20 protein-coding genes and 5 pseudogenes are annotated in these 23,730 nt (G+C 60.2%); 16 read left to right on the forward strand and 9 right to left on the reverse strand.

Annotated features, from left to right (window positions below; translation table 11 throughout):
* The 3 genes and pseudogenes from IVA82_RS04430 to IVA82_RS04440 all read left to right on the forward strand — a co-directional run.
* Window positions 1–724, forward strand: a 724-nt coding sequence (locus IVA82_RS04430) for an IS110 family transposase (protein ID WP_247493174.1), incomplete at its 5' end; no start/stop codon positions are given.
* 286 nt (window positions 725–1,010) lie between these two features.
* Window positions 1,011–1,499: pseudogene (locus tag IVA82_RS04435) on the forward strand (IS5/IS1182 family transposase); the annotation flags it as partial.
* A 133-nt stretch (window positions 1,500–1,632) separates the two neighbouring features.
* Window positions 1,633–2,895, forward strand: coding sequence for an IS256 family transposase (locus IVA82_RS04440; protein WP_346659665.1), 1,263 nt, complete (start codon window positions 1,633–1,635; stop codon window positions 2,893–2,895).
* Between the two features lie 859 nt (window positions 2,896–3,754).
* On the opposite strand, the gene IVA82_RS04445 is transcribed toward IVA82_RS04440, so the two are convergent.
* The 5 genes and pseudogenes from IVA82_RS04445 to IVA82_RS04465 all read right to left on the reverse strand — a co-directional run bounded on the left by IVA82_RS04445 (window position 3,755) and on the right by IVA82_RS04465 (window position 9,342).
* On the reverse strand, window positions 3,755–6,385 hold the full coding sequence (locus IVA82_RS04445) for an NEL-type E3 ubiquitin ligase domain-containing protein (protein WP_247384384.1): 2,631 nt from the start codon (window positions 6,383–6,385) through the stop codon (window positions 3,755–3,757).
* A gap of 998 nt (window positions 6,386–7,383) precedes the next feature.
* A pseudogene (locus IVA82_RS04450) lies at window positions 7,384–7,781 on the reverse strand (ATP-binding protein); the annotation flags it as partial.
* A 224-nt stretch (window positions 7,782–8,005) separates the two neighbouring features.
* Window positions 8,006–8,068, reverse strand: a pseudogene (locus IVA82_RS48895) (hypothetical protein); the annotation flags it as partial.
* A 14-nt stretch (window positions 8,069–8,082) separates the two neighbouring features.
* A pseudogene (locus IVA82_RS04460) lies at window positions 8,083–8,375 on the reverse strand (transposase); the annotation flags it as partial.
* 271 nt (window positions 8,376–8,646) lie between these two features.
* Window positions 8,647–9,342, reverse strand: a complete 696-nt coding sequence (locus IVA82_RS04465) for a nodulation protein NolW (RefSeq protein ID WP_247384387.1) — start codon at window positions 9,340–9,342, stop codon at window positions 8,647–8,649.
* Window positions 9,343–9,527: 185 nt separating this feature from the next.
* Here IVA82_RS04465 and IVA82_RS04470 point away from each other — a divergent pair, with 185 nt between their 5' ends.
* The 11 genes from IVA82_RS04470 (at window position 9,528) to IVA82_RS04520 (ending at window position 17,928) form a co-directional block, all read left to right on the forward strand.
* Window positions 9,528–10,007 (forward strand): nodulation protein NolB, encoded by a 480-nt coding sequence (locus IVA82_RS04470; RefSeq protein WP_247384389.1) that lies wholly within the window; start codon window positions 9,528–9,530, stop codon window positions 10,005–10,007.
* A gap of 9 nt (window positions 10,008–10,016) precedes the next feature.
* Window positions 10,017–10,883: a type III secretion inner membrane ring lipoprotein SctJ gene (gene sctJ / locus IVA82_RS04475; protein ID WP_247384391.1), complete on the forward strand. Its 867-nt coding sequence runs from the start codon at window positions 10,017–10,019 to the stop codon at window positions 10,881–10,883.
* 13 nt (window positions 10,884–10,896) lie between these two features.
* Entirely contained in the window at window positions 10,897–11,529 is a 633-nt protein-coding gene (locus IVA82_RS04480) for a nodulation protein NolU (RefSeq protein ID WP_247384393.1), read from the forward strand.
* Window positions 11,526–12,146: a type III secretion system stator protein SctL gene (sctL, locus tag IVA82_RS04485; protein WP_247384395.1), complete on the forward strand. Its 621-nt coding sequence runs from the start codon at window positions 11,526–11,528 to the stop codon at window positions 12,144–12,146. Before IVA82_RS04480 ends, sctL begins: the two co-directional genes overlap by 4 nt.
* An 89-nt stretch (window positions 12,147–12,235) precedes the next feature.
* Entirely contained in the window at window positions 12,236–13,504 is a 1,269-nt protein-coding gene (sctN, locus tag IVA82_RS04490; protein ID WP_247384398.1) for a type III secretion system ATPase SctN, read from the forward strand.
* Window positions 13,480–14,013 carry a hypothetical protein gene (locus IVA82_RS04495; RefSeq protein ID WP_247384400.1) on the forward strand — a complete coding sequence of 178 codons (534 nt, stop codon included), beginning with the start codon at window positions 13,480–13,482 and terminating at the stop codon, window positions 14,011–14,013. The genes sctN and IVA82_RS04495 overlap by 25 nt, the downstream gene beginning before the upstream one ends.
* Window positions 14,014–14,246: 233 nt before the next feature.
* On the forward strand, window positions 14,247–15,125 hold the full coding sequence (gene sctQ / locus IVA82_RS04500; RefSeq protein WP_346659664.1) for a type III secretion system cytoplasmic ring protein SctQ: 879 nt from the start codon (window positions 14,247–14,249) through the stop codon (window positions 15,123–15,125).
* Complete coding sequence (gene sctR, locus IVA82_RS04505) at window positions 15,118–15,783, forward strand: type III secretion system export apparatus subunit SctR (protein ID WP_247384404.1); 666 nt, start codon at window positions 15,118–15,120, stop codon at window positions 15,781–15,783. Before sctQ ends, sctR begins: the two co-directional genes overlap by 8 nt.
* A 2-nt stretch (window positions 15,784–15,785) precedes the next feature.
* Window positions 15,786–16,061 carry an EscS/YscS/HrcS family type III secretion system export apparatus protein gene (locus tag IVA82_RS04510; RefSeq protein ID WP_247275802.1) on the forward strand — a complete coding sequence of 92 codons (276 nt, stop codon included), beginning with the start codon at window positions 15,786–15,788 and terminating at the stop codon, window positions 16,059–16,061.
* Window positions 16,062–16,072: 11 nt separating this feature from the next.
* Window positions 16,073–16,894 carry a type III secretion system export apparatus subunit SctT gene (sctT, locus tag IVA82_RS04515; RefSeq protein ID WP_247384407.1) on the forward strand — a complete coding sequence of 274 codons (822 nt, stop codon included), beginning with the start codon at window positions 16,073–16,075 and terminating at the stop codon, window positions 16,892–16,894.
* Window positions 16,891–17,928, forward strand: a complete 1,038-nt coding sequence (locus IVA82_RS04520; protein WP_247384409.1) for an EscU/YscU/HrcU family type III secretion system export apparatus switch protein — start codon at window positions 16,891–16,893, stop codon at window positions 17,926–17,928. Before sctT ends, IVA82_RS04520 begins: the two co-directional genes overlap by 4 nt.
* Before the next feature lie 43 nt (window positions 17,929–17,971).
* Here IVA82_RS04520 and IVA82_RS04525 read toward each other — a convergent pair whose 3' ends face one another.
* The 4 genes from IVA82_RS04525 to IVA82_RS04540 all read right to left on the reverse strand — a co-directional run bounded on the left by IVA82_RS04525 (window position 17,972) and on the right by IVA82_RS04540 (window position 21,237).
* Complete coding sequence (locus IVA82_RS04525) at window positions 17,972–18,634, reverse strand: CpaD family pilus assembly lipoprotein (protein WP_247384410.1); 663 nt, start codon at window positions 18,632–18,634, stop codon at window positions 17,972–17,974.
* A 10-nt stretch (window positions 18,635–18,644) separates the two neighbouring features.
* Window positions 18,645–20,066: a type II and III secretion system protein family protein gene (locus tag IVA82_RS04530; protein ID WP_247384414.1), complete on the reverse strand. Its 1,422-nt coding sequence runs from the start codon at window positions 20,064–20,066 to the stop codon at window positions 18,645–18,647.
* 73 nt (window positions 20,067–20,139) lie between these two features.
* On the reverse strand, window positions 20,140–20,829 hold the full coding sequence (locus tag IVA82_RS04535) for a response regulator transcription factor (protein WP_247384411.1): 690 nt from the start codon (window positions 20,827–20,829) through the stop codon (window positions 20,140–20,142).
* 252 nt (window positions 20,830–21,081) lie between these two features.
* Complete coding sequence (locus IVA82_RS04540; protein WP_247384412.1) at window positions 21,082–21,237, reverse strand: hypothetical protein; 156 nt, start codon at window positions 21,235–21,237, stop codon at window positions 21,082–21,084.
* 163 nt (window positions 21,238–21,400) lie between these two features.
* On the opposite strand from IVA82_RS04540, the gene IVA82_RS04545 reads away from it, so the two are divergent.
* Both IVA82_RS04545 and IVA82_RS04550 read left to right on the forward strand, forming a co-directional pair.
* Window positions 21,401–21,622 (forward strand): hypothetical protein, encoded by a 222-nt coding sequence (locus IVA82_RS04545; protein ID WP_247384413.1) that lies wholly within the window; start codon window positions 21,401–21,403, stop codon window positions 21,620–21,622.
* 930 nt (window positions 21,623–22,552) lie between these two features.
* Window positions 22,553–23,551: pseudogene (locus tag IVA82_RS04550) on the forward strand (IS256 family transposase); the annotation flags it as partial.
* Window positions 23,552–23,730: the final 179 nt, after the last annotated feature.

Genomic DNA, 23,730 nt, shown 5'->3' on the forward strand with positions numbered 1-23,730 from the left:
CATGCGCTTTGTCCCATTGAAGTCGGCCGAGCAACTTGACTTGCAGGCACTGCACAGAGTTCGCAGTCGATTGGTGACGCAAAGAACCGCGGTCATCAATCAAATCCGAGGCTTTTTGCTTGAGCGAGGGCTACCAGTCCGGCAAGGAGCGGCAGCGCTCCGACTGGCACTTCCTCAAATTCTCTCAGCGCCAAAAGACAACTTATCGCCTCGAGTGATCCAGCTCATTCAAGACTTGGCCGAGGACTGGCGCCATCTCGACCGACGGGTCGCGTCAATGACGAAAGAAATCAACGAACTCGCTGATCAAGATCCACACTGTCGCCGCCTAATGAGTGCGCCCGGCGTCGGGCCGATCATCTCAAGCGCGATGGTCGCCGCCATCGGAACCGGTGATGCCTTCCATAAGGGCCGGGACTTTGCAGCATGGCTTGGTCTGGTACCGAAGCAAATCTCGACCGGCGATCGAACCATTCTCGGGCGCATATCGAGGCGCGGTAATCGGTACCTGCGAACGCTGTTCATTCAGGGCGCCAGAGCCGTACTTCTACAGCGTCAGAGTTGGGCTCGGCATGGCTTCGGAGCCTGGTTGGAGGCAGCGTCCAAGCGGCTCCACTCCAATGTCTTGGTTGTTGCCCTGGCCGCAAAACTCGCGCGCATGGCCTGGAGCATGCTCGCAAAGGGCCGTGACTACGACGCCAACCTCTTGGGCCGCACCGCATAAGAAACAGGGCCGGAAAGGAAGATCCAAGGTCCGATCAGGAAGGCACAATAACCCGCCGAGGTTTGCGAGACGGAAAGGACGAATGGAGAAACGGTTCCACCGACACTTCTGAAGCCTGGTTCGACTCCATGGCCCTTCTTGAGGCCGGCGAGTTATTGAGGACAGAAGTGGGCGGACATCCATGATGGCTCGAGGCAACAGCCCCAAATTGAAGCCGGATAGATTGGCGCAAACCGCTTCATCCCTTTGTCGATTCCTCTTGCAATGCGGGCGTGGTCCATAGATCGGCGTGAAGGCCTCCATCGTCACCAACAACCGCCGGGCTCCCGGTGGCCTGTTCGTGCTGCACGCCAGCGCACTGCCCGACAACCCCTACGACGGTCACACCTTGCGGGACGTTATTGACCGCACCGAGACACTCACCGGCTGTCCGATCGAGCGGGCCTATGTCGACAAGGGATACCGCGGCCACGACGCACAAAATCCCCGTCGCGTCTTCATCTCCGGCCAGAAGCGCGGCGTTTTCGGTGTCATCAAGCGCGAGCTGCGCCGCCGCTCCGCCATCGAGCCCATCATCGGACACCTGAAGGCCGAAGGCCACCTCGGGCGCTGCTACCTCAAAGGCCGCGCCGGCGATGCCGCCAACGTCGTCCTCTCAGCCGTAGGACACAACTTCCGCCGCATCCTCGCCTGGCTGAGATATCTCTTGTGCCTGTTCCTGGCCCAGCTATGGCGCACGCTCGCCCGGCCAGCCTCGATCAATCCGGCTTCTTAACGGACGACGTCTTCTGCAACGGGGATGTCCCGGGTTCTGTTGAATTTCTGAAGAGGTCGGCGTTGCCCACCTTGAGCCGGTAGGCTCGGGGGGCTGATTCCACAAAGGAGAGCAACGCCATGACGAGAGAGATATCACACCGGCTGGTTGGCCGGCGACTGGGGCTGTGGACGAAGCGTTTGCAGAAGTGCGGGCGAGCTTTGATCGGTTCTGCCTTGCGGCGGGGATCGCGGCGCTCGGCACGATGATGGAGGCGGATGTCACGGCGGCCTGCGGGCCGCGCCACGGTCGCGATGCGGCGCGGCGGGCGCACCGTTGGGGCCGAACGCGGGGACGGATCGGCTTCCACGGCGGCAAGATTGAGGTCGAGCGCCCGCGGATCCGGGGCGTGGACGGCCGCGAGGTCACGATCCCGAGCTGGGAAACGGCGGCGCAGGAGGACTGGCTCGGTCGCTGGGCGATGAACCTGATGCTGATCAACGTGTCGACGCGCCGGTTCGGCCGCGCTGTCCGGCTGCCCGAGGGTGACGTGCCGGCACCGCCCGGATCGGGAGTTTCGAAGTCAGCGGCCTCGCGGAGGTTCGTCGCGCTGTCGGCGGCGCGGCTGGCCGACTTCATGGCTGCCGATCTGTCCGCGCTCGACCTTCTGGTGGTCCAAATCGACGGGCTGCATCTCGGCGACGATCTCGTGCTGGTCGCCGCGATCGGGGTCGACGGCGAAGGCAACAAGCATCCGCTGGCGCTGGTGGAAGGGGCGACCGAGAACGCCGCAACGGTTCAGGCCCTGCTGGACAACCTGGTCTCGCGCGGGCTCGCCCCGACGATGCCAAGACTGTTCATCGTCGACGGCGCGAAAGCGTTGTCGAAGGCGATCCGCCGCACCTTCGGTTCGGCCGCCGCGATCCAGCGCTGCCAGATCCACAAGGCGCGCAACGTCATGGAACGCCTGCCGAAAGAGCATCATGCGGCCACCCGTCGGGTGCTGCGCCAGGCCTGGGAGCTCGATGACGCCGACAAGGCTGAAAAATTGATCCGCAATCTCGCGCGTCGACTCGACCAGCAATGGCCCGGCGTAGCGGTCAGCATCCTCGAAGGCCTCGACGAAATCCTGACTGTCGTGCGGTTGAAGCTGCCGAAGGAGCTTCGTCGATCGCTCGCCTGTACCAACATCGCCGAGAACATGATGGGCACCATTCGCCGCGTCACACGCAACGTCAAACGCTGGCGGGATGCCGGCATGGCCTTGCGATGGGTCGCGGCCGGCATGATCGAGGCCAACAAGGGCTTCCGACGATTGAAGGCGCATAAGCAATTGTCGGTTCTGCGTGCGGCCCTTCAAGCTCACCACGATCGCATGACCATCAAGCCCGTTGCCCACGTCACGAGGGCCGCGTAACATTCATTCCGGCAACGTCGGCCCGACGTAGTTCAACAGCGATCGGGACATCTCCGTGACCCGGGCATAGCTAATAGTAGCGGACGTATTGGTTCTGTTGTCTCGATTACCAACTAGGTGAGCAGGGCCTGTTTGGGAAACACGCCTCGTGCGCGCTAAGTGCGGCAGGGAACTGCTGCCGGCATAAGAGAAATTTGATACAGTTTGATTTTGCGACGCGCCTCTCTTGCGCTAGCCCCGTTACGTGCGGCAAGCGTGGTGCTTGGGCTGGTGCGGACTCCCGGCAAAGCGGTGTCGAAACCCGCTCGTAATATCCCTGTGTTCGTCTCCTGGCTTGCTCGTGGGCAGGAAGTCTCACGTCACGCTTTACCCGGCATAGCACCCAGCGTGAACTCGAAATTGATCGGCTGATTGGACTTTTCCTGCATACGCCATGGCCGATATCAGGTGTGATGCAGGGATTTGCCGCATCGTTATGCCGCCGACTTGCGACTCGGCACCCGCTGGAGCTCGTCAGGATGTACAAAGAAAATTCCGAACGCCTATGCGATGAGCCAGTCAATCAGTCCTCGTCCACTCCGGATGGAATAGGCTGATTGCCTGGCGGCAGATTACGTAAACAATAGCGGCAGTCGGTTGGTGTTGCGAAGGTGATGAATTGCACCTGCGCCGCTGCCGGGCGCGCCCGCCGCGGCAATCGTTCGAAAAGATCGAGCGCCGCCGTGCGGTTAGATCCTGCCGGCCGAGCACTACATTTTCACAGATGGTCCCTCCGCGCGCGGGCGTCCGAAGCCGACCATGACGCGCCGACGGCTGAGTGAAAACAGGATTGACAGCTCCTTGCAACGGGATGGCCGCTTCACAGCTCAAGCGCATGGTCCGCGAGCACCTGACGCGTCAGCGCGCCCTTGATCTCGCGGACGATCTCATCGCGGATCTGCGCTCCGAACTGCCGCTCGGCATCGCTGTTCCCGATTAGCTCATGACCGGCGAGCCGTTGCTGGAGGCGGCTGTCGAACTCCTCCCCCATCGCCTCGAGGAGTCGATGCTGCATCTGTGCATGGGGTTCGGGTGCGATCCGGCTCAGCACCGTCTCCCAGGGTTGCCACCGAGTTGCCAGATAGTCGGCCAACCCCGTCTCCTCCTCGTCGCGCACCCGCATCTCAGCCGTGCTGAGGTCGTACTCAGTGACCCAGGAGACGCCGAAGAAGCGCATGTCCGGGGCGATGTGCCGTAACTCAAGCCGCTCGCGCAGCTTGACCTGATAGGCCAGATAGACTTCGATCTCGTCGACAAAGCGGAGCGAGTTGACCTTCTCCCTGGCGATCTGCTCGAGCGCGTCCAGGCGGAACAGGACGCGGCCCTGCTGGACGAGATCGTCAAGCCGATTGTCATAGGCGCCATCCTCGACTTCAGCGTTTAAGCGTGCGGTCTGCATGCCGTTCCAGGTTAAAGTGATGCGATCCTCGCAGCTCTCGCTCGCTTCGAAAGCCAGCTGAAAGTACTGCTGGCGCAATTGCGGCCTGGTCGCCGCCTGCCGCAGATCCTCAATCACGGCCTGCCGGAACTGGGGATTGCCAGAATTTACGGTGTCCCGCAGCCTGTCGAGGAAGCGCGCGTATTCCGGCGCACCCGCCTCGTCGGCGAAGTTCTGCCAGGCGGCCAGAACCTCCGGCTCCCCCTCGACCCAGTCGGCCACAGCCTGCGCCAGCGGCCGCTCATGATTCACCGCCGGTTCCCGGCCCATTGAGAAGAAGACCCGAGGGCCGGTATAGCCTCGCGCATTCAGGGCCATCGCCAGATTCGTCTGCACCCGCTCGGGCAGCGGATTATCCTCCAGATAAACCATACACCCAGAATCTAGCTGCGTTAGCAGGGTCTCCGGCAGGCTGGCTAACCGGTTGTCTCGCACCTCGAGCACCTGGAGCTCGGCCGGGAGGGTCTCGGGCAAGCTGGTCAGCCTGTTGCCGCCGGCATGAAACCTCTGGAGCTCAGGCGGGAGCGTCTCGGGCAGGCTAGTCAGCCGGTTGTCACGGACGAAGAGCAACTGGAGCTCGGCGGGGAGGCTCTCGGGCAGGCGGGTCAGCCGGTTGCCGTCGGCTTCGAGCTCTTGGAGTTGGGGCGGTAGGGTATCGGGCAGGCTGGTCAGCCGGTTGCCGCCGACCTCAAGTAACTGAAGTCCAGTCGGAAGGGTCTCCGGCAGGCTGGTCAGCCGGTTACCGCGAACATCGAGCTGCTGGAGCTCGGTCGGCAGGGTTTCAGGCAGGCTGGTCAGCCGGTTGCTGGCGACGGCGAGTGTCTGAAGGCCATCCGGAAGTGTTACGGGCAGGCTGGTTAGCCCATTGCCGCCGATGGCGAATAACTGAAGTGCCGCCGGCAAGGTGTCAGGCAGGCTTGTCATGCGATTGCCGCGGACGTCGAGCGTCCGGAGTTCGGCCGGTAGGTTGTCGGGCAGGTGCATCAACTCGTTTTCGCTGACGTCGAGCGTCCGGAGATCGGGCGGAAAGGCGGGGGGCAAGGTCGTCAGGCACAGGTATGGTAGCTCCAGCCGTGCATAGACGTCGCCGGCCTCTCCCCAGGCTTTGATTCGTCTTACCGCCTCTTGCCGGTCCTCGTCTTCTGTCTGCTCCTCCTCGCCAGCCCAACTGTTCAGGATTTCGTCAAGCTGCGATTGCTGGAGGACGGGGCCTTCAATGTTCGTCGGACCGCCAGCAGGGCCGGCGGGGGAGACCCGCCCGTCGCTCAAGGCTTGGACCCACTGCGCCCCTGCCGGGGCTAACCAGTGCCCTTCTTCTGAAGTATTGCCATCGCCGGGCCATGGCCGTGGGTCGAGGAACGATCCCCCGTGATTATGCTCCCAAGGAACAGTGGAGGTCGTTGGCCAATCATCATCGGCGTTCGCCCACGAATACTCCTGCTGGTCGACACTATGCATCGGCAAGTGGACCGCTGAGTCCAGGCCGTGCCAGTAGTCGGTTGAAGTATTGCCATCGCCAGGCCATGCTCGTCGGTCGAGGAGCGATCCCCCGTGATTATGCTCCCAAGGAACACTGGGGGGCGTTGGCCAATCATCATCGGCGTTCGCCCACGAATACTCCTGCTGGTCGACACTATGCGTCGGCAAGTGGACAGCTGAATCCCGGCCGTGCCAAGAGTCCGTCGGACTGAAACTGCCGGCTGGCAACTGGCCACCGCGACTTGCGGCCGCAAAAAGCACATGCTGATTGCTCCCCTGTTCAGATTCGGTGGGCGGATTCCACGTCGACCGCGAGGTGCCTTGCCCGTGGTCCAACCAGTCCGCATCCCTGTTCGACACATTATAAGGGTCGCCGCGACGATTTGCATTGCGGGGCGGGCGCTCGCGCAGGTGCAACTCGTTCAGGTGCTGCTGAAACCCCGCTTGGTCAACTGGGAGCTGTTGCAGCTCGTCGTAGTCCGTCCGGGCGAAATCCGGGGGCTCGAATTGGACGAAATTGTGGAACGGATCCATCGGATTCTCCTTTGGCAGATCCAACAGCTAACGCCGGGCCCAGATCGACACCTTCTCCCTAGGAGGCTTAGCTTTCGAGAAGCTGACGGTGCGCAGCTACGCGAACCTCCTCCGAGTGAGTGGACACCTGTAGTAGGCTCAGAGAGAGCCAGGACGCGTCGAATGGAAGTACGTCAACGTCGATTGTTTACCGAGGAGTACAAGCGGCAGGCGGCTGAGCTTCTGGTGTCGAGTGGCCGATCGATCAGAGCCGTTGGCAAGGAACTCGGTCTGCGCGGTTCGGTGCTGCGGCGCTGCGTTGAGAAGCTCCGGCAGGAGCCGGCATCGGCGACGCGGCGCCACAACACGCAGGCGGCGCCGATGTCGGCGGACCAGGCTCCCGAGATCGCCCGTTTGCGCGAGGAGAACGAGCGGATGCCCATCGAGCGGGACATTCTAAAAAGTCGATCGCGATCTTTGCCGGAACGCGGACACGAGCTTCCGCTTCATCGAGGACCATCGCGATACCTACCCGGCGGCTGATGTGCGCCGTGCTCGAGGTCTCGCCGGCCGGCTATCACGCCTGGCGCGAGCGTCCGGACAGAGCACGCACGACCACCAATGCTGCGCTCTTGACTTGACTGATATTCGACAGGTTCATCAGGACAGCGGCGCTCGGGGACGGCAACCCACGGGTCCATGCCGCGCTGCGGGCACAGGGACTTGGCGCCAGCCGTGGCCGGATCGAATGCCTAATGCATCGGCACGGCATCGGCGCCATCATGGCCCGGCCGCACCGCGTTGCCGACAGCCGTCATGGCCTGCCGATTGCGCCAAACCTCATCGATCGCAACTTTAGGGCCGCAGCAGCGAACCGGATCTGGCTCGCCGACATCACTTATGTTTCGACTGCAGATGGCTGCTGTACCTGGCGGCGATCATGGACCTCTGTCAACGGGCAGCGAACTTTCCGTGAGAATGTCCAGATTTCCCTGGGTGACGCGATTGTGGTTCGGGGATCAGCCGCTATCGGAATCGTCATTGGTCCTTCCAGGCGGGCGGCCGCGGTGCTTGGGCTGCGGCGGATTTGTGAGCGGGCGCGAGCGGACGTTTTCCGGGACGAGAGCGGCGTGCTGGCGGAGCCGATAGCTCGATCCCTCGATTTGGATAACAATTGCGTGGTGAAGCAGTCGATCAAGCAATGCTGTGGCCGGTTCGGAGTGAGGATCATCGCGCCCTTGTCATAGCGGGCGTTGACCAACTGGAAGAACAGATTGCCGCCGCCAGGCACGACCGGGAGGTAACCGATCTCGTCGACGACAAGGAGGGAGGCAAGGGCGAGGAACCGCAGGCGCTCGCGCAAAGTGGCGGTGACGATGTCCGCGAGCGTGGCGAACGCGACGCTCTTTCCCGCCCTCTGACCAGCAAGGCGCAGATGGTGCGCGCAATCTTATTGGCGAACGTCACCGCTACGACTTTGACGGCCGTCTTTGCAGCATGGTCCGAATCCAGAGCGGGACTTTCAAGCCTCGCTTGCCAAGCTTGATGATTGAGGTCGCACCAACGATCAAGAGCGTCCGTATGCCGATTTCCACGCTTTGATACCGCCCCGAGCCTTTCTTTCCCGCCGCTCGACTGTGCCCTCGGCGTTAACCCCGTCCAAGCTGCAAAATCTCGTGCAGCCGCAAAACCGCGAGCATCCAAGACCGATGTCCGAACGCCAGCGCCGCTACCAGTGCCTTCTCCGAGCGCTGATAGCGTTGAACAGCTCGGTCGAGAACCGCCCCTGGCGGTCCTGCGGCGCCTTCAACTCGATCTTGCCCACCCGGGTGATCAGCGAGCGGGTGTAGTAGCCGGAGCGATAGCCCAGCCGCGTCTCGCCGCGCCCAGCGCCTCCGCCATCGCGGCTTCGAGAGCTTCCTGCACCGCACCCTGGATCAGCGGTTTCAGGATCCCTGTCCGACGCTAAAAGCTGTTTGACGGCAGAGCCATCCGTCCTAGTCTTCGTCACGGTCGTGGTGGTCCTTGCTCCGCTATGGCGGTAATCTTCGCAAGCACCGGATTTGTCGCTTCAGCCGCTCAGCTTTTGCAGAACCTTCCGCACACTACCACCGGCCATCCCGATACTGGTGGACAAGGTGGCGCAGCGGCAATTCTCGTGTTCTGGAGCCGATTTACGACACGTACGTCTCGCCGTGCTTGTGCAGCGTCTGACCGGACGATCGGTCCACGCTCCTTGCACAACCCGCGTAACGGCTCATTGAGGAATCCGGCTAGCCGTATCATCTTCGGCCCGGCCCTTGCGCAGGCAAGGCACCCTCCTGGCGCGGCATGTCTGAAGAGTACGGGCCTTCAGTTCGCCCATCCCGAACGATCGTCGCGGAGGCGCCACGATATAACATCAGCACAGATTCACGGGACGGCATCTCGACGGAGCGAGGTCGCGCCTGCGCCTCCGCCACAAGACCATTGAGCGTCTGATCCACGAGTGCGATGAAGCGTGGTGGACCGGACGCAAGGACTAGGCCATTTCCCGGAGCCGATCTCATGATGTAGCGTTCGTCGGAAATGGCGAGCGCATCGAGGGTTGCCTTGAGCACGTCGCAGCTGATTGAAGTTAGCAGAAGCAGACGAGTTTGCGCTTCCTTTGCGGTAGAGACGTAAAGCACGAGCCCATCGTAATACCATTGAAGATTGTAGAGTTGAGTCAGATGATCAAGGAACTCGCGCGGTGGCAGGTCCGGCATGTGCCCGCGAATCCGACCCTTCACCTCGGCGCTGATGGTGACTTTAATATTGAGGTTGTTGCCGAATTCCTGCAGCGCGGCAGAAAGCTCCTGATCCAGAACCGTATATCGATAAGGGGTCGAGGGCAGCGACAGGGGAGCGCCGCGCGCGATCTGTGTTCCGCCGGAAACGAAAACGGCGACACACAGAACTCCGTTCAAAACGTGCGGGATTATGGATCGGATGAGCATTCATGGTTCTCTTTGACTTAAACTAACAGGAGTACGTTCGGTACGTGAACGCGAAACGTGATCTTTAGATGGCGATGTGCGGGCGAACTCGTCAGCTTGTCGTCAGCTGGCCTGTCTAGGACATTGAGCCGCTAATCGGCTTGAACGGCTGGTCGTATCACATCTCGATGAGAGCGAGTCTTTCCATGATGATGTTAGGCGCTGCGCCGATCTCTCACAATCTAGAAGGCCTGTCCAAGGCCTGTTCGGCAACAGCGGTCGACGAGCAGGTCCAGTTTCAGCAGAGTCTCTTGCAAGCGGCTTCGGTTCAAGACCTTGCGCCTCCAGTAACGGGAGCGGCGGCGGTTCCGCCGACATCCGAGGTATCGCGTGCAATAACACAGGCGAGCCCGCTGGGCGATCGCATCCTCCAGAATCTTTCTGCGATGTATCCGGTCAATGCAGTTCCAAAAGGTGCGGAGACCGGGTCGACGTCGGAGCCCCTTTTGCTGCAACCGGGCAAAGCGGAAGCAGGTGTGCCGGGCGCCCCCAGTGGCGCAGGTGACTTCGAGGCGATGTTGGCGAATCTGAAGGATGTTTCTGACAGCGTCATCCAGGTAACACTCATTTCAAATGGCATCGGTAGCCTCGGTTCATCTCTGAATAAGCTGATATCGGCGGGCTGAGTGGGGCGAATGATTGGTTTGATCGATCGCGAAAGCGGTCAGGCGCGCCCATTCCGCAAGCGGCTTCAACTTCTGGCTCTGCTGCCGCTCCTGCTTGCCCTGGTTGGTTGCAAAGCCGATCTCTACACGAAAGTTCAGGAGCGTGAGGCCAATGAGATGCTTGCGGTCCTCCTCAAGAACGGGGTCGATGCGCTCCGCGTTGCTGCTAAGGACGGGACTATCACGATCCAGGTCGAGCAGACTCAGATTGCTTCCGCAATCGACCTGCTGAATGGCGAAGGGTTGCCGCGCCACGCTTTCAAGAGTCTAGGCGAAGTGTTCAGCGCGGCGGGTCTGATTGCTTCGCCAATCGAGGAGCGCGCCCGTTACGTCTATGCGCTGAGCGAGGAATTATCTCGCACGATCAGTGATATCGATGGTGTCCTCTCGGCGCGCGTCCACGTTGTTCTGCCAAAGAACGACCTGTTGCGACGTGACACCACGCCATCTTCGGCGTCGGTTTTCATCCGACATGACTCGAGGGCAAATCTCTCAATCTTGCTGCCGCAGATTAAAATGCTCGTCGCCAACAGCATCGAGGGCTTATCCTATGACAAGGTGGCTGTTGTTTTCGTCTCAGTCGAGCGGCCCGCACTAGAGCCGCGACCGGCGGCTGCGGCTGGTCTCGCCCAAGCATCTGGAGTCATTTCGACGCCATTGGTTGCGCTTGGCATGGGTCTCGGCGGGTCTGTATTCGGCGTGCTGTCCTGCGTCTTGCTGAGCGCTCGTGGGCGTCAGCGCAGGCAATCATCTCAGAAAGTTAGCGCTGTTGGTGGGCGCTCGGCTGTCTCTGCTATGGAGATGATTCGCAAAGCGATTAAGCGTAATGCGGCGTAGTGTGGTATCCGACATGACGAGACCGAATCCGTCTGCCGAGCGGCATGATCCGCTGAAACTAGCCTCTGTAGGTATTCGTAAGCTTGCTGCCACGATTCATCCGACCCGCCTTGCCGCGCGACTTGACGCGAACCTCTCGTCCGCGACGTTGGTGCGACTGCAGAAGAGTCCTAGGCTGCAGATAAGACTGCAAGCGTTGCTGCTTGAAGATGAAATGGGCTTGAACGGAGGTGACTTCGGGCCAGACCTTCTCCTCTGGCATGATCCGAGCAGGGCTGCCCTCCTCGCCGGCGGCATTTGGCATGCCCGTTCGCTGACAAGGCTGGTTTCAAAGCATGATGTCGCCGTTCTGGTCGAGCACGTCGGCACCGAGGTGCAGGCTTTCGGGATCCGACATGCAGCGCATGCGGTTTCGACCAGATTAATTGCTGATCCTCAACAACTCGCGCTAGGGATTGAAGACGATGGACATGCCTGCCTCGGCGCTTGGCTCGATGAAGCGTCAACGCTTGATTGCCGCCGCGTGCTTCTACGCCTAGCTGTCGGAACGGCCGCCGACAATCCGGCGACTGAACACCGCGATGCCGCGGGCCAATTGTTTTCGCCGGTGTTGGCCCATTTGGCGAGGGAGGCCCCAGCGGGATGACAGACGACGAAACTGCGCCGCCGGTCGCTCCGCACATCCGCCCCCTTGGGCCACTCATAGCGGCGAGGGATCTCGAGATTTGGCAGAGCGCCCTCGAGGCGCGTGCCGTGGCCGAGCGCAATCTGAAGCGCGTTCGCGGCTGGGCGCGCAGAGCTTATCAGAAGGAGCGTGCGCGCGGCCATGCTGAGGGGGTGAGGGCCGGCGCCGAGGAAATGGCACAGCTGGTCGCGCAGGCTGCCTCGGAAGTGGCACGACGAAAGGCCGTTTTGGAGCAGGAACTGTCAGCGCTCGTGATGGACATCGTAACTGATCTACTGGGCGATTTCGATCCCGGCGAGATGTTGGTGAGGACGGTTCGTCACACGATTTCGCACAGATATGGCGGGGCGAAACTGTCCCTTCATGCGTCCCCCATGGATGCTGATGCGCTTACGCGCGAATTTGCTGCCTGCGACGGACGGGAGGACCGGCCGGCAGTCCGAATTATTCCGGACCCGGCGCTGTCAGCGAACGAATGCGTGCTGTGGAGCGAATTTGGCAATATCCATCTCGGACTTGACGCGCAGCTCCGCGCACTGCGTTTGGGGTTTGGGTTAGATCATGAGGCAGACGAATAGTGACGGCGCCGAGACCAGACCATAGCTGTCCTGATGGAGATGGGACTCTGCACGCGGCGCTGGCGCGTCTGCGAACTACGGCAAGCCATGTGGACACGCGTGCCGTACGCGGGCGGATCACGCGTGCGATCGGCACGTTGATCCATGCAGTTTTGCCGGATGCTCGTATTGGAGAAGTTTGTGTGCTCAAGGATCCGCGCACCGGATGGTCGCTTGAGGCTGAGGTGATCGGTCTGTTGCAGGACGGCGTATTGCTGACGCCGATCGGTGACCTGCAAGGCATGTCCGGCCGCGCAGAAGTCGTTGCCACTGGCCGAATGCACGAAGTGCCGGTCGGCCCCAATTTGCTTGGCCGGGTGATCGACAGCTTCGGCCGTCCACTCGATGGCAAGGGCGCAGTCAAAGCCGTGGAGACGCGTCCGCTGCGCGGCAAAGCGCCAAATCCAATGACGAGGTGCATCATCGATCGCCCTCTGCCACTCGGTGTTCGCGCCTTGGATGGTCTTCTGACATGCGGCGAGGGCCAGCGCATCGGCATTTATGGAGAGCCTGGTGGCGGCAAGTCGACGTTATTGTCGCAGATCGTAAAAGGCGCGGTCGCTGACGTGACCGTGGTTGCGCTGATAGGCGAGCGTGGACGCGAAGTGCGTGAATTCATCGAGCGGCATCTTGGGGAGACTGCCCTCCGCCGCACGGTCGTCGTCGTTGAGACCTCCGATCGCTCAGCGACGGAGCGGGCGCAATGTGCTTATACGGCAACCGCGCTCGCCGAATATTTTCGCGAACAAGGCCTGCGCGTCGTTCTGATGATGGATTCATTGACGCGATTTAGCCGCGCTATGCGCGAGATCGGGCTTGCTGCCGGTGAGCCACCGACCCGCCGGGGCTTTCCTCCCTCTGTCTTTGCAATGTTGCCAGGTTTGCTGGAGCGCGCTGGTATGAGTGAGCGTGGCTCAATCACGGCCTTCTATACCGTGCTTGTGGAAGGTGACGGCACGGGCGATCCAATCGCCGAGGAAACGCGTGGCATTCTCGATGGTCATATCGTTCTTTCACGCTCTCTCGCGGCGCGGGCGCATTTCCCCGCCATCGATGTACTGTCGAGCCGCAGCCGCGTCATGGATGCCGTCGTATCTGCACCGCATCGCAAGGCAGCATCCCTCTTCCGTGATCTTATCTCCCGTCATGCAGAGGCCGAATTTTTGATCAAGGTTGGCGAATACAAGCAAGGCAGCGATCCGCTGACGGACCGAGCTGTCGCTTCGATCGATGATCTGCGCGAGTTTTTACGCCAGGGTGAAAACGATGCGTCCACTTTTGAGGAAACCGTCACATGGATGTGCCGTCTGACCGCATGAGCTGCATGCACGTTTCGAGCTTGCGGCGCGTGAAGGATATGCGCGAGCGTAGTGCTCGTAGTGAGTTGTCCAATATGGAAGCCAAGCGTCATATCGCGACCTCGGCCGCGGAGCACGCATGGCAGGAACTTGCAATTGCTGAAAAGCATCATACAGAGGCCCAGGCCGAGGTTTACCAACAGTTGATGTCGGTCGGTACCTTGTCCGTCGTTGAACTCGAACATTGCCAGCTCACCCTTGAGAGGCTCGCGATTGAGATCACCTCGAAACGCCGCACACTTGAGGAGGCGCGTATCGCTCAAAAGCAGGCCGTGACAGCGGCATCCGAGAGGCGTGCGCACTGGGCGAAGCGTTCCGCAGCGACTCATAAATGGCGACAAATCGAGACCGACGTCCGGCGTGCGGCCGATACCCATTCGGAAGTAACAGCCGAGCTAGAGGCTGATGATGAAGTCTTGCTTCGCCATGGGAGGGGTTTGTCCACGCCGGCGGCGGGCGGTGCAATTTGATGACCGCTAGTCCAGTTGGGAAGCAAATGCGCTGCCCTGTACAGCCGCCTCCTGCAACTCGCGCGGACGCATACGCGAAGTACGAGCCGACCCAGCGTCTAACGCAGAGTCTCGTCTCGTGGCTCAACAGAAACGTGCGGCCCTCCGCCTCTTTGCGGAGTAGCCTTTGCGACAAGCCGCTATCGGTGCGACTGGAACGACTTGTGTGGCAGGAGGAACCTCCGGCTCTGTCGATGCTCGATTGCGTTTGGGGCCTCGGCGATGATGCGCTCGTGTTGTCGATACCGCATGCGCTTGCCGAGGCCTTGATCTCGACAGTACAGAGTGGCCTAGCTTTACTTTCCGAGCCAAGTCGTTCGCTGGTTCTCGAACTTGCACTTGAACCGTTGCTCGCGCGCCTGGAGACTGAGACAGAGCAGCAACTGCGACTCCTTCATGTTGGAAAGGCCGAGAAGAACGGGCCTTATATCGAACTCGACATCATCTACGGTCCGGTCAGGGGCAAAGGTCGCCTATTTCTTTTCTCGCCTCTTGATGGACCGATACCGCCGGCGTTCCGCGCCTTAGGCGGGCTGCTCGGCCAATTGCCGCGACATTTGTGTGAGGTCTCCGCACAGTTACCCGTTACGGTTGCAGGAGAGATCGGCTCCCTCCGGGCGTCAGCCTCGCTTCTTCGCAAAACGCGTAAGGGTGACGCTTTGTTGCCGGATGTAACGCCATTCGCCCGCGGTCAGATCATCCTCACTGCGGGCCGGTTATGGACCGCGGCAGATGTCACTGGCAACCGCCTGATCCTGCACGGACCGTTTCGCTTGCGGCCGCGCCCTCTGGAGTATGCGCATATGACGACACTACCCGGTTCACAGCAGCCGCCTTCGGAAGCCGATCTTGACGATATTGAGATTTCGCTTGTCTTTGAATGCGGCCGCTGGCCCATCACGCTGGGAGCCTTGAGAAGCATCAGCAAAGGATATGTATTCGAACTTGGCCGGCCGGTCGACGGCCCGGTCGATATCCTCGCAAACGGCGTACGTATCGGGAGTGGCGACATAGTACGTATTGGGGACGAGCTCGGCGTTAGACTGCGTGGCGGGTTAGCGGGTAATGACTAACATTGAACCAGCAATACTGCCGCTTCTTGCGGTCACGGCCGCGCTCGGCTTGTTGGTCTTCGCTGTCGTCACGACCACGGCGTTCGTAAAGGTATCTGTCGTTCTCTTCCTCGTTCGCAATGCGCTTGGGACCCAGTCGATTCCACCGAACATCGTTCTATACGGCGCAGCATTGATGCTCACCGCCTTCACGAGCGCCCCCGTCTTTGAGCAGAGCTACAATCGAGTCGCCGATTTGCAGCTCCGCTATCAAACGCTCGAGGATTGGGTAGCCGCTGCGAAAGTTGGGCAGGAGCCGCTGCGAGGCTATCTCAAGAACTTCACCAATGAAGAACAGCGAGACTTCTTCCTGTCCTCGACCGAACGTGTCTGGCCGGAAGAGATGCGCGGCAGAGCCACAGCCGATGATTTTGTCATTCTCGTCCCATCTTTTCTAATCTCAGAACTCAAGCGTGCCTTCGAAATCGGGTTTTTACTATACCTTCCGTTTATCACTATCGATCTGATCGTAACGACCATTCTGATGGCCATGGGCATGTCAATGGTGTCTCCGACAGTGATCTCAGTTCCTTTCAAGCTGTTTCTATTCGTGGCGATTGACGGCTGGTCGCGGCTTATGCACGGGCTAGTGCTGAGCTATACAACACCTGGAGGGTGAGCATGGATGAGGCCACTATTCTCCCTTATATGAGCCGATCACTGGTGCTTTTCATGACCTGGGTTCTGCCTCCGCTCATTGCAGCGGCGGTCGCCGAAACCGTCATCGGCATCATCCAGGCGGCAACGCAGATCCAAGATCAGACATTGCCACTGACTGTGAAGCTTTTGGTCATTGTTGGGATTATAGGTTTGTTTGCTCCGGTGCTGAGCGCCCCGCTCATCGAACAAGCCAAGCAGATCTTCACTGATTTTCCCGCGCTCACGACGGGCTACTAGCAGCCGCCGTCATGTATGATCTGTCAACCACCGACGCGCAAAGTCTGATCCAGGCGACCATCGAACTCGTCGTTGCTGCCGGCCTTGGTGCGGCCCGCCCCGTGGGCATTATGCTGGTGCTTCCGGTATTTACGCGTCCGCAGATCGGCGGCCTGATCCGCGGTTGCCTGGCCGTTGCGCTCGAACTGCCATACTTGGCGCACATCGCCGATGGCCTGAAGGAGCTAGATCCGGACACCCGTCTGCTCAAGATCCCGCTACTCGGTCTTAAGGAGACGTGTGTCGGCCTGCTGATCGGCGCCCTGCTCAGTATTCCCCTCTGGAGTCTTCAGGCCGTCGGCGAGTTCATCGACGCGCAACGGGGCATCAGCAGCGTGGTCACTCCCGCCGATCCCGCGACACGCAGTCAGGCTTCGGCGACGGGACTGCTTATCGGTACCACCGCGATCACGATCTTCGTCGTATCGGGGGGCCTGCAAACCATGATCAGCGGGCTTTACGGCAGCTATCTGGTTTGGCCGGCTTATCAGCTTGGACCCACGCTGAGCATGCAAGGGACACTGGAGTTGTGGGGCGTGCTCGACAGCATCATACGTACCGCCGTCCTGGTCTCTGGACCTGTGGTAGCTTTCCTCTTGCTGGCCGACATATCAGCGCTCCTGCTCGGGCGCTTTGCGCCGCAATTCAACCCGCGGGACCTATCTTTGACGATCAAGAATATAGGCTTTGCGATCGTCATGGTCACTTATACGATCTATCTCATCGAATACATGCAATCGGAAATCATGCAGTCGAGCCGAGAGCTGGAGAGGCTTGAAAGGAAACTGAAGTGAGCGACACGAGCGAAGAGAAAACGCTCGCCCCCACTGAAAAGAAGCTAAGCGATTCGCGCAAGAAAGGCATGGTTCCGCATAGCACGGATCTAGTCAGGGCCGTCAGCGCTTGCGCCGGTCTCGGCTATCTCTGGTTAGAAGCGAGTTCCATCTACGACAAATGTCGTGAAGCGCTCATGCTGACTGACAAGCTGCTTGATAAGCCGTTCAATATTGCGGTCGATCTTGCGCTCGGCGTCTTGCCCGAACTTGCACTGAGAATTGTTGGCCCGCTTCTTGGGAGTATGGTCACCTGCGCAATTCTGACGACGGTCCTGGCCAATGGTGGATTAGTGTTCTCCTCGGAGCCGATGACGCCGAAATTCGAGAACATTGATCCCATCAGCGGACTGAAGCGCATCGCTTCTTTGCGTTCCCTCATCGAGCTTGGCAAGACCTTGTTCAAGGTCTTCTGCCTCGGCGCGATCTTTCTCCTCGTCGTTGTCGGCGCGTGGAAGACACTGGTCTATCTGCCGGTTTGCGGCACGGGCTGCTTCGAGTTCGTGTTCATTCAAGTGAAACTGTTGATCGGGATTGCAAGTGGTGCATTTCTGATCGGCGGATTGGTCGATCTCCTCGTCCAGCGCTGGTTGTTTTTGCGCGGCATGCGCATGACTAAGAGCGATATGAAGCGCGAGGACAAGGAGCAGCAAGGCAGTCCGGAGGTGAAACGCGAACACCGACGCCTTCGGCGGGAGCAGGCGAGCGAGTCTCCACTCGGCGTGCGTCGCGCGACATTGATCTTGACTGGGCGCGAGCTGCTGGTCGGGGTACGCTACATCCGTGGCGAAACGGGCGTCCCGGTCCTGGTTTGCCGCGGCGATGGGGAGGCGGCTTCACGGCTCATTGATGAAGCGAGGCGCCTTGGTCTCAGTATCGTCGATGATCACGTCCTGGTCCGTGAGCTAATCTGCAACACTAGCCTTGGCAATTCCATTCCTGTCCAGTATTTCGAGGCTGTCGCAAAAGCACTCTTTGCCGCCGGCCAAGTCTAGTTCGTGTTGTGAATGAGGTCGCATCGAATGACTGATGTTCTCGCTATCGAGACGGCTGCACGGTCTGGGTGCCGGCAGACGTGGGATCTGATAGCAGCTTGTTGTTAGCTATACCCAAGTTGCTGTTATTGCCGGTCGCGAAGGCTTTGTATGTGGCAACGGGAATGGCCGCACGATTGCCATCACTCGGCACAACGGCCTGATTGTCAATCAAGTCGCGCGGATCGTTGACCATGCCGGCCAAGTTGTTGCGGATCGAGCAGCCAAGCGTCGGATCGAAAGAATTGTCGTTCACTGAAGGGCCGACGATCGCAATCGACGGACAAACGGGAGGGTGCGCCTCGTACGTAATCGCCTCGATTCGGGCGGCAGAGCCATCACGCCTATCGATGAATGGACCGTACAGGCGGATGTTGTGAGCGTCGACGCCCACTGCGCGGGCCTCAGCTGCTATCTGCGCCCCGAGCCGACGTGAGCCGACGATATCAAGATGGAGCGCGTCATACCGACCGCGACTGGTACTCGCTATGAAATAACGCAGACGCTGCCGTTCGGGCCCTCCGAAGGTCTGTAACAGTAAGACATTCTTCTCCTGTTCAACTAGGATCGCTTGCGCGGTCGGCTCGAGGTAAGTCGGCGCGGTGCTTGCGCAGCCACCTAGACTGGCCGTCAGACCGATGAGGGGGCGCACGAATCGTAATCTCATTGGTCGATCCTCATTCGATGATGTGCCCGGTGCCCCTTGTCGCGCCTGGTACGCTTATCGGGGGAGCACTGCGAACAGGCGAGCGCGTTGCCAATGTGTTTGTCAGACTGCGCGCGAGGTCTGAGGGCGGAGCGATGCGGTCGGTGGGCGCACTCATCTGCTTCGAGTTCGATCTTGGCCGCACGACGTAAGGCGTGACGATGATCACGAGTTCCGTCTCCTCCTGTTGAAATGACGATGAGCGAAATAGCGCACCAAGAATCGGAACGTCGCCGAGCCAAGGGAAAGTCGTGATCTCAGTGCTGAAGTTGCGCCGGATAAGCCCACCAATTGCAAAGCTCTGGCCGCTGGCGAGCTCGACGACCGTGTTGGCACGCCGGGTGGAGAGAGCCGGCACGGAGATGCCGTTGATGTTGACAGCACCTTGTGACGATAGTTCGCTGACTTCAGGCTTCACGCGGATATTGATCTGATTGTTACTGAGAACGGTCGGCACAAACTCCAGGCTGACGCCGAAGTGACGGAACTCGACAGAGACCTGCCGATTGTCCTGCAACACCGGAATGGGAAATTCGCCGCCGGCGAGGAAGCTGGCGGATTCGCCTGACATTGCGGTGAGGTTCGGTTCAGCAAGTACGGAAGCGAGGCGCTCGTGAGCCAGTGCATCGAGCATAGCGCTGACGTTCACATGGCCAGTGTTGACTCCCATCTTCGCCGTACCGCCGCCCTGCGCCGCGCCGTATCCACCACCACTGCCACTGACCAAGCCGAGAGTGAAAGGGCCAGCTTGACCGGAAGCGGAGAGGTTGACGCCGAGCTCCTTCATGGCGCTCCGGGAGACCTCCGCCACCCGCACGCTCAGATTCACCTGCAATGACCCAGCCACCTGAATCTTGTTGACGACGAGCGCACCAGACCCAAGAAACTGCTCGGTCACTTTCATCGCTATGTCGACGATCTCCGCATTGGGCGCCGTACCGCTAAGGATGGCCCCGCGCGGGGTGTAGCTTACCTGGATGGGATAGTCGCCGACCTGGGCTTTCAGCGTGGCGCGCAGATCCTCGATCGGCTGCGTGACCACAACACGCAGTTCAGCGAGAGCCTCCCCGCCCTCGTTCAGTGCGAACAAGCTGGTCCGCCCGGATTTTTTGCCGAAAACGAAGATGGTCTTGTTCGAAGGTGCCTGATAGTCCGCGACCGTAGGATCTGCGATAAAGATGCTCGCAGCCGGCGCTGGCAGATGAATCGTCTTACCCAGCGAAGAGGAAAGGGTCAGCGTTCCGCTAATGCCGTCGGCAGCCGTACGCTGCGGCCCACCTCCATCATCCCGCTTGATCTGAGCTACGGCAGCAGCCGGGAATAGCAGGACGACCACGCACAAAAGCTGCGAAAGACAAGGAAGAAAGGTGGACGAAAGGCCGTTGGCGGCGATCGATCCTCGAGTGACGCCGGCATGCTTGTCAAGAATGATGCTCAAGATGGTCTTTTCTTTCAAGTTCGATTGACTACGCGGTCGATGCCGCGCATTTCAATTCAAGGACGTAGCCGATCCCGCGCGCGGTTTTGATCCGTAGCGTCGCACCGGATTGACTCAAATGACCGCGCAAACGATAGATTCCGACCTCAAGCGCATTGGTGGAGACCTCGTCGTCAAATGCATAGAGGCTATCCTGCAATGACGCGCGAGCCACGGTGCGGCCGGCCCGGCTGAGCAGATGTTCGAGAATGCACACCTCGCGGCGGGCAATCTTCAGCGGTCGACCATTGACCGATGCTTGCCGACCGATCGAATCGAATCGTAGATTGCCAAAGGTAACGATGGGGGCCGTCATTTGCGTTGATCGGCGCAGAGTAGCGCGCATCCGTGCGATGAGTTCATCAGTAGATACGGGCTTGGGCAGGAAGTCGTCCGCACCGCCATTAAATAGCGCTATCCGCCTACCGAGCTCGTTGAAGTTACTCATCATCACGGCAGGCATCGAATGTCCGTCACGTCTCAACTGCTTCAGCCAATCCAAGCCGTCTCCATCCGGTAGAACCAACTCGAGCAAGAGAATGTCATAGCTGGCGCAACAAAAAGCGGCGGCCGCCTCGTCCAGGGTGCACGCTACGTCAACGGCAAAACCGCAATCGGAGAGCGCATCTTGTACAACGCGCGCTGGGTCCGTCTCATGATCAACGAGTAGCGTTCGCATTCCACGACCTCCTATCAAGTCACGCCAAGAGACCCACCACGTCAGGTTCGAGCATGCGAGGAATTGAACAGTCCGGCCTCCGCGTAACCGTTGGAATCCGGAATAGACGAAGAGCAGCGGTACTGGCGAATCGCATACTGGATCGGGATTCCATTGTAAGCTCGACTGGCGTTGTTCACTGTCTCACGTGGCGCGCATGCATCTTGGTGACGTCGAATGTGCTCTTGCCACCGGGACATAGGCGGCAATCAATCAAATGCATCGATAGGCGGGCAGCACCCCGCTCAGCGCCGGAACAATCCCGGCAGTTGTCGCCGACATCCTGAGGTCGAGATGATTGCCGAGAACACATTGATTGGTGAAATCCATGGTTTGGATCGATGCATTCACATGGCGGATCAGTGACAATGCCGTTCCACGGTCTGGATCTAAATCTCCTCATCACGATCGATGCTCCCGATGGCGAGCGCAGCCGCACGGCCGCAGGTTTGATGGGGGAGCAGCGATGATAGGCGATTTGCATCGCGACCCTCAATTTGCAAAGCCTCACACGCCGGCAGACGTTCCGTGCTTGAGCAACGAACTTCCTCATTCGGCCTGGAAGGTGAACCTCCTTCGTGCTCCGATCACCGGAGCGACAGTGATGGCCAAGCGCGGCTACGCTCAGCTGGAGAAACGCCATAACGAGGCCGTCCTGCCGCGCCTTCCTTTTTCGAACTTTTATAAAATCACCGAGACGCTGTGGAATGAACTGCTCAACGGCCGCACAATCCAAAGACGGGGGGTGACATGAAGTTGGCCGCACCGGGCAAAACCGTGCCTACAATCCGATCGCGGCGTCCATGATCACGTACTCATCGCAGCTTTGCCGACAGTAAGCCTACCATGTTGCGTGATGCACGACGCTTTCCCTACCCGGCAGCACATGAAGTGTGAAATCAATTCTTTGGATGGATTGCATTCGCATCCTGGATAGTGACAACACGTCTGAGGTCTGTGTCTCAGTCTCCTAGTCGCACCTGATGCTCTGATGACCGAACGCAATCTGTCGCTGGCAGCTCTGGTGGGGCGAGCGATAATTTTGGTGATTTGCATGGCGGCGTCGTCCTGCAAGGCTCACATTGGGCGCCGACTCTTCTGGACTAGCAAAACCCAGGTGATGGATGGTCACTCGCCCAGCAATGTCGGTTCTGTCATCCGGACGTGGGAAAAAATGTAGTTGTGATCGACATTCTACGTCTGATCAGAATGGTGCATCATCTCGGAATCGGTGGGCGACTTGCTCCGGAATTCGCATGGTGCATGACCGCGCGTCAGCAAGTTGTTCCGTCTGAGCCGAAGCGCCCCGATCCTAGAGAGCTTGACGGCCAATAAGTCTTCCGCAGAGTGCTTGGCAGTCGCATCGGAGTGCGGATAGATGCTTTGGTCAGGTTGTGGTCAGCTAGGTTGTATATCCTCCTCGGCAAAGCTTGTCGCGGCACGAGCTCAATCGCGTGCATTTTGCCGATCGGGAGCGATCTGATGTATGGCAGAATCGGTGGCTCCGTTTTGCGGAAGCGGTTGCCGGGGTCGTGTCCCCAGTGATGGTGTAGCTCGGTAGAGCAAAGCCGCCCGAACGCGCGCCCCCAATAGCGCCGTAGCGGGCGGGCGGCTTTGCGGTGGTCACCGGCAGTTCTCCGGTAGGATCGGGTTGCGACACGCCAACGCAACCGAGGAACCACCGATGACCGACGACATGATGAACCTGCGCACACTCGTAGAGAAGACCCCCGACGCCGATCTGCTGCGCGAGATGATCGGCTTTGCCGCCCAGCGTCTGATGGAGTTGGAAGTCGAGGGCCAGACCGGGGCGAGCTACGGCGAGAAGAGCCCCGAGCGCCTGGCCCAGCGCAACGGTTACCGGGAGCGGATCTGGGAGACCCGCGCCGGCGCGGTCGAATTGCGCATCCCCAAGCTGCGCAAAGGCTCCTACTTCCCGGGCTTCCTGGAGCCGCGCCGCATGGCCGAGAAGGCGCTCACCGCCGTGGTGCAGGAAGCTTATGTGCAGGGCGTCTCGACCCGTTCGGTGGACGATCTGGTGCAGGCGATGGGCATGACCGGCATCTCCAAGAGCCAGGTCAGCCGGCTGTGTGGCGAGATCGACGACAAGGTGAAGGCCTTCCTCGGCCGTCCGATTGAGGGCGACTGGCCGTATTTGTGGATCGACGCCACCTACGTGAAGGTGCGCCAGAATGGCCGCATCGTGTCGGTCGCGGTGATTGTCGCGGTCGGCGTCAACAGCGATGGCCGGCGCGAGGTTCTCGGCATGGATATTGGTCCCTCCGAGGCCGAGACGTTCTAGACGGCGTTCCTGCGCAAGCTTGCCCGCCGCGGCCTGCGCGGCGTCAAGCTGGTCGTGTCCGACGCCCACGAGGGCATCAAGGCTACCGTAGCCAAGGTGCTCAATGCCAGCTGGCAGCGGTGCCGCGTCCACTTTATGCGCAACGCGCTGGCACATGCCGGCAAGAGCGGACGGCGCGTCGTCTCCGCCTTCATTGCCACCGCGTTTGCCCAGGATGATGCCGAGGCCGCAACGGCGCAGTGGCGCAAGGTCGCCGACCAGCTCCGCCCCAAGCTGCCCAAGCTTGCCGGCTTCCTCGACAAAGCGGAGACCGATGTGCTCGCCTACATGACGTTCCCGCCGCAACATCGGACCAAGCTGCACTCGACGGATGAGATGGACAAGCGATTTTTTCATTATCGAGATGACGCTTGCTGGAAATCGCGTGCGTCCATTCTTTTGTTCGGCCGCGCCGCAGGCCATTCTTCCGTCCCGGCCATCAATCTTGCAGCCGCCGCGCGCAGGGGCGGTCAAGGCTGGCCGCACTTGCGGCCACCGCAAGGCTTGGCCTTGACCGGCCC

This window comes from Bradyrhizobium sp. 142, from assembly GCF_023074015.1.
Lineage (GTDB): Bacteria > Pseudomonadota > Alphaproteobacteria > Rhizobiales > Xanthobacteraceae > Bradyrhizobium.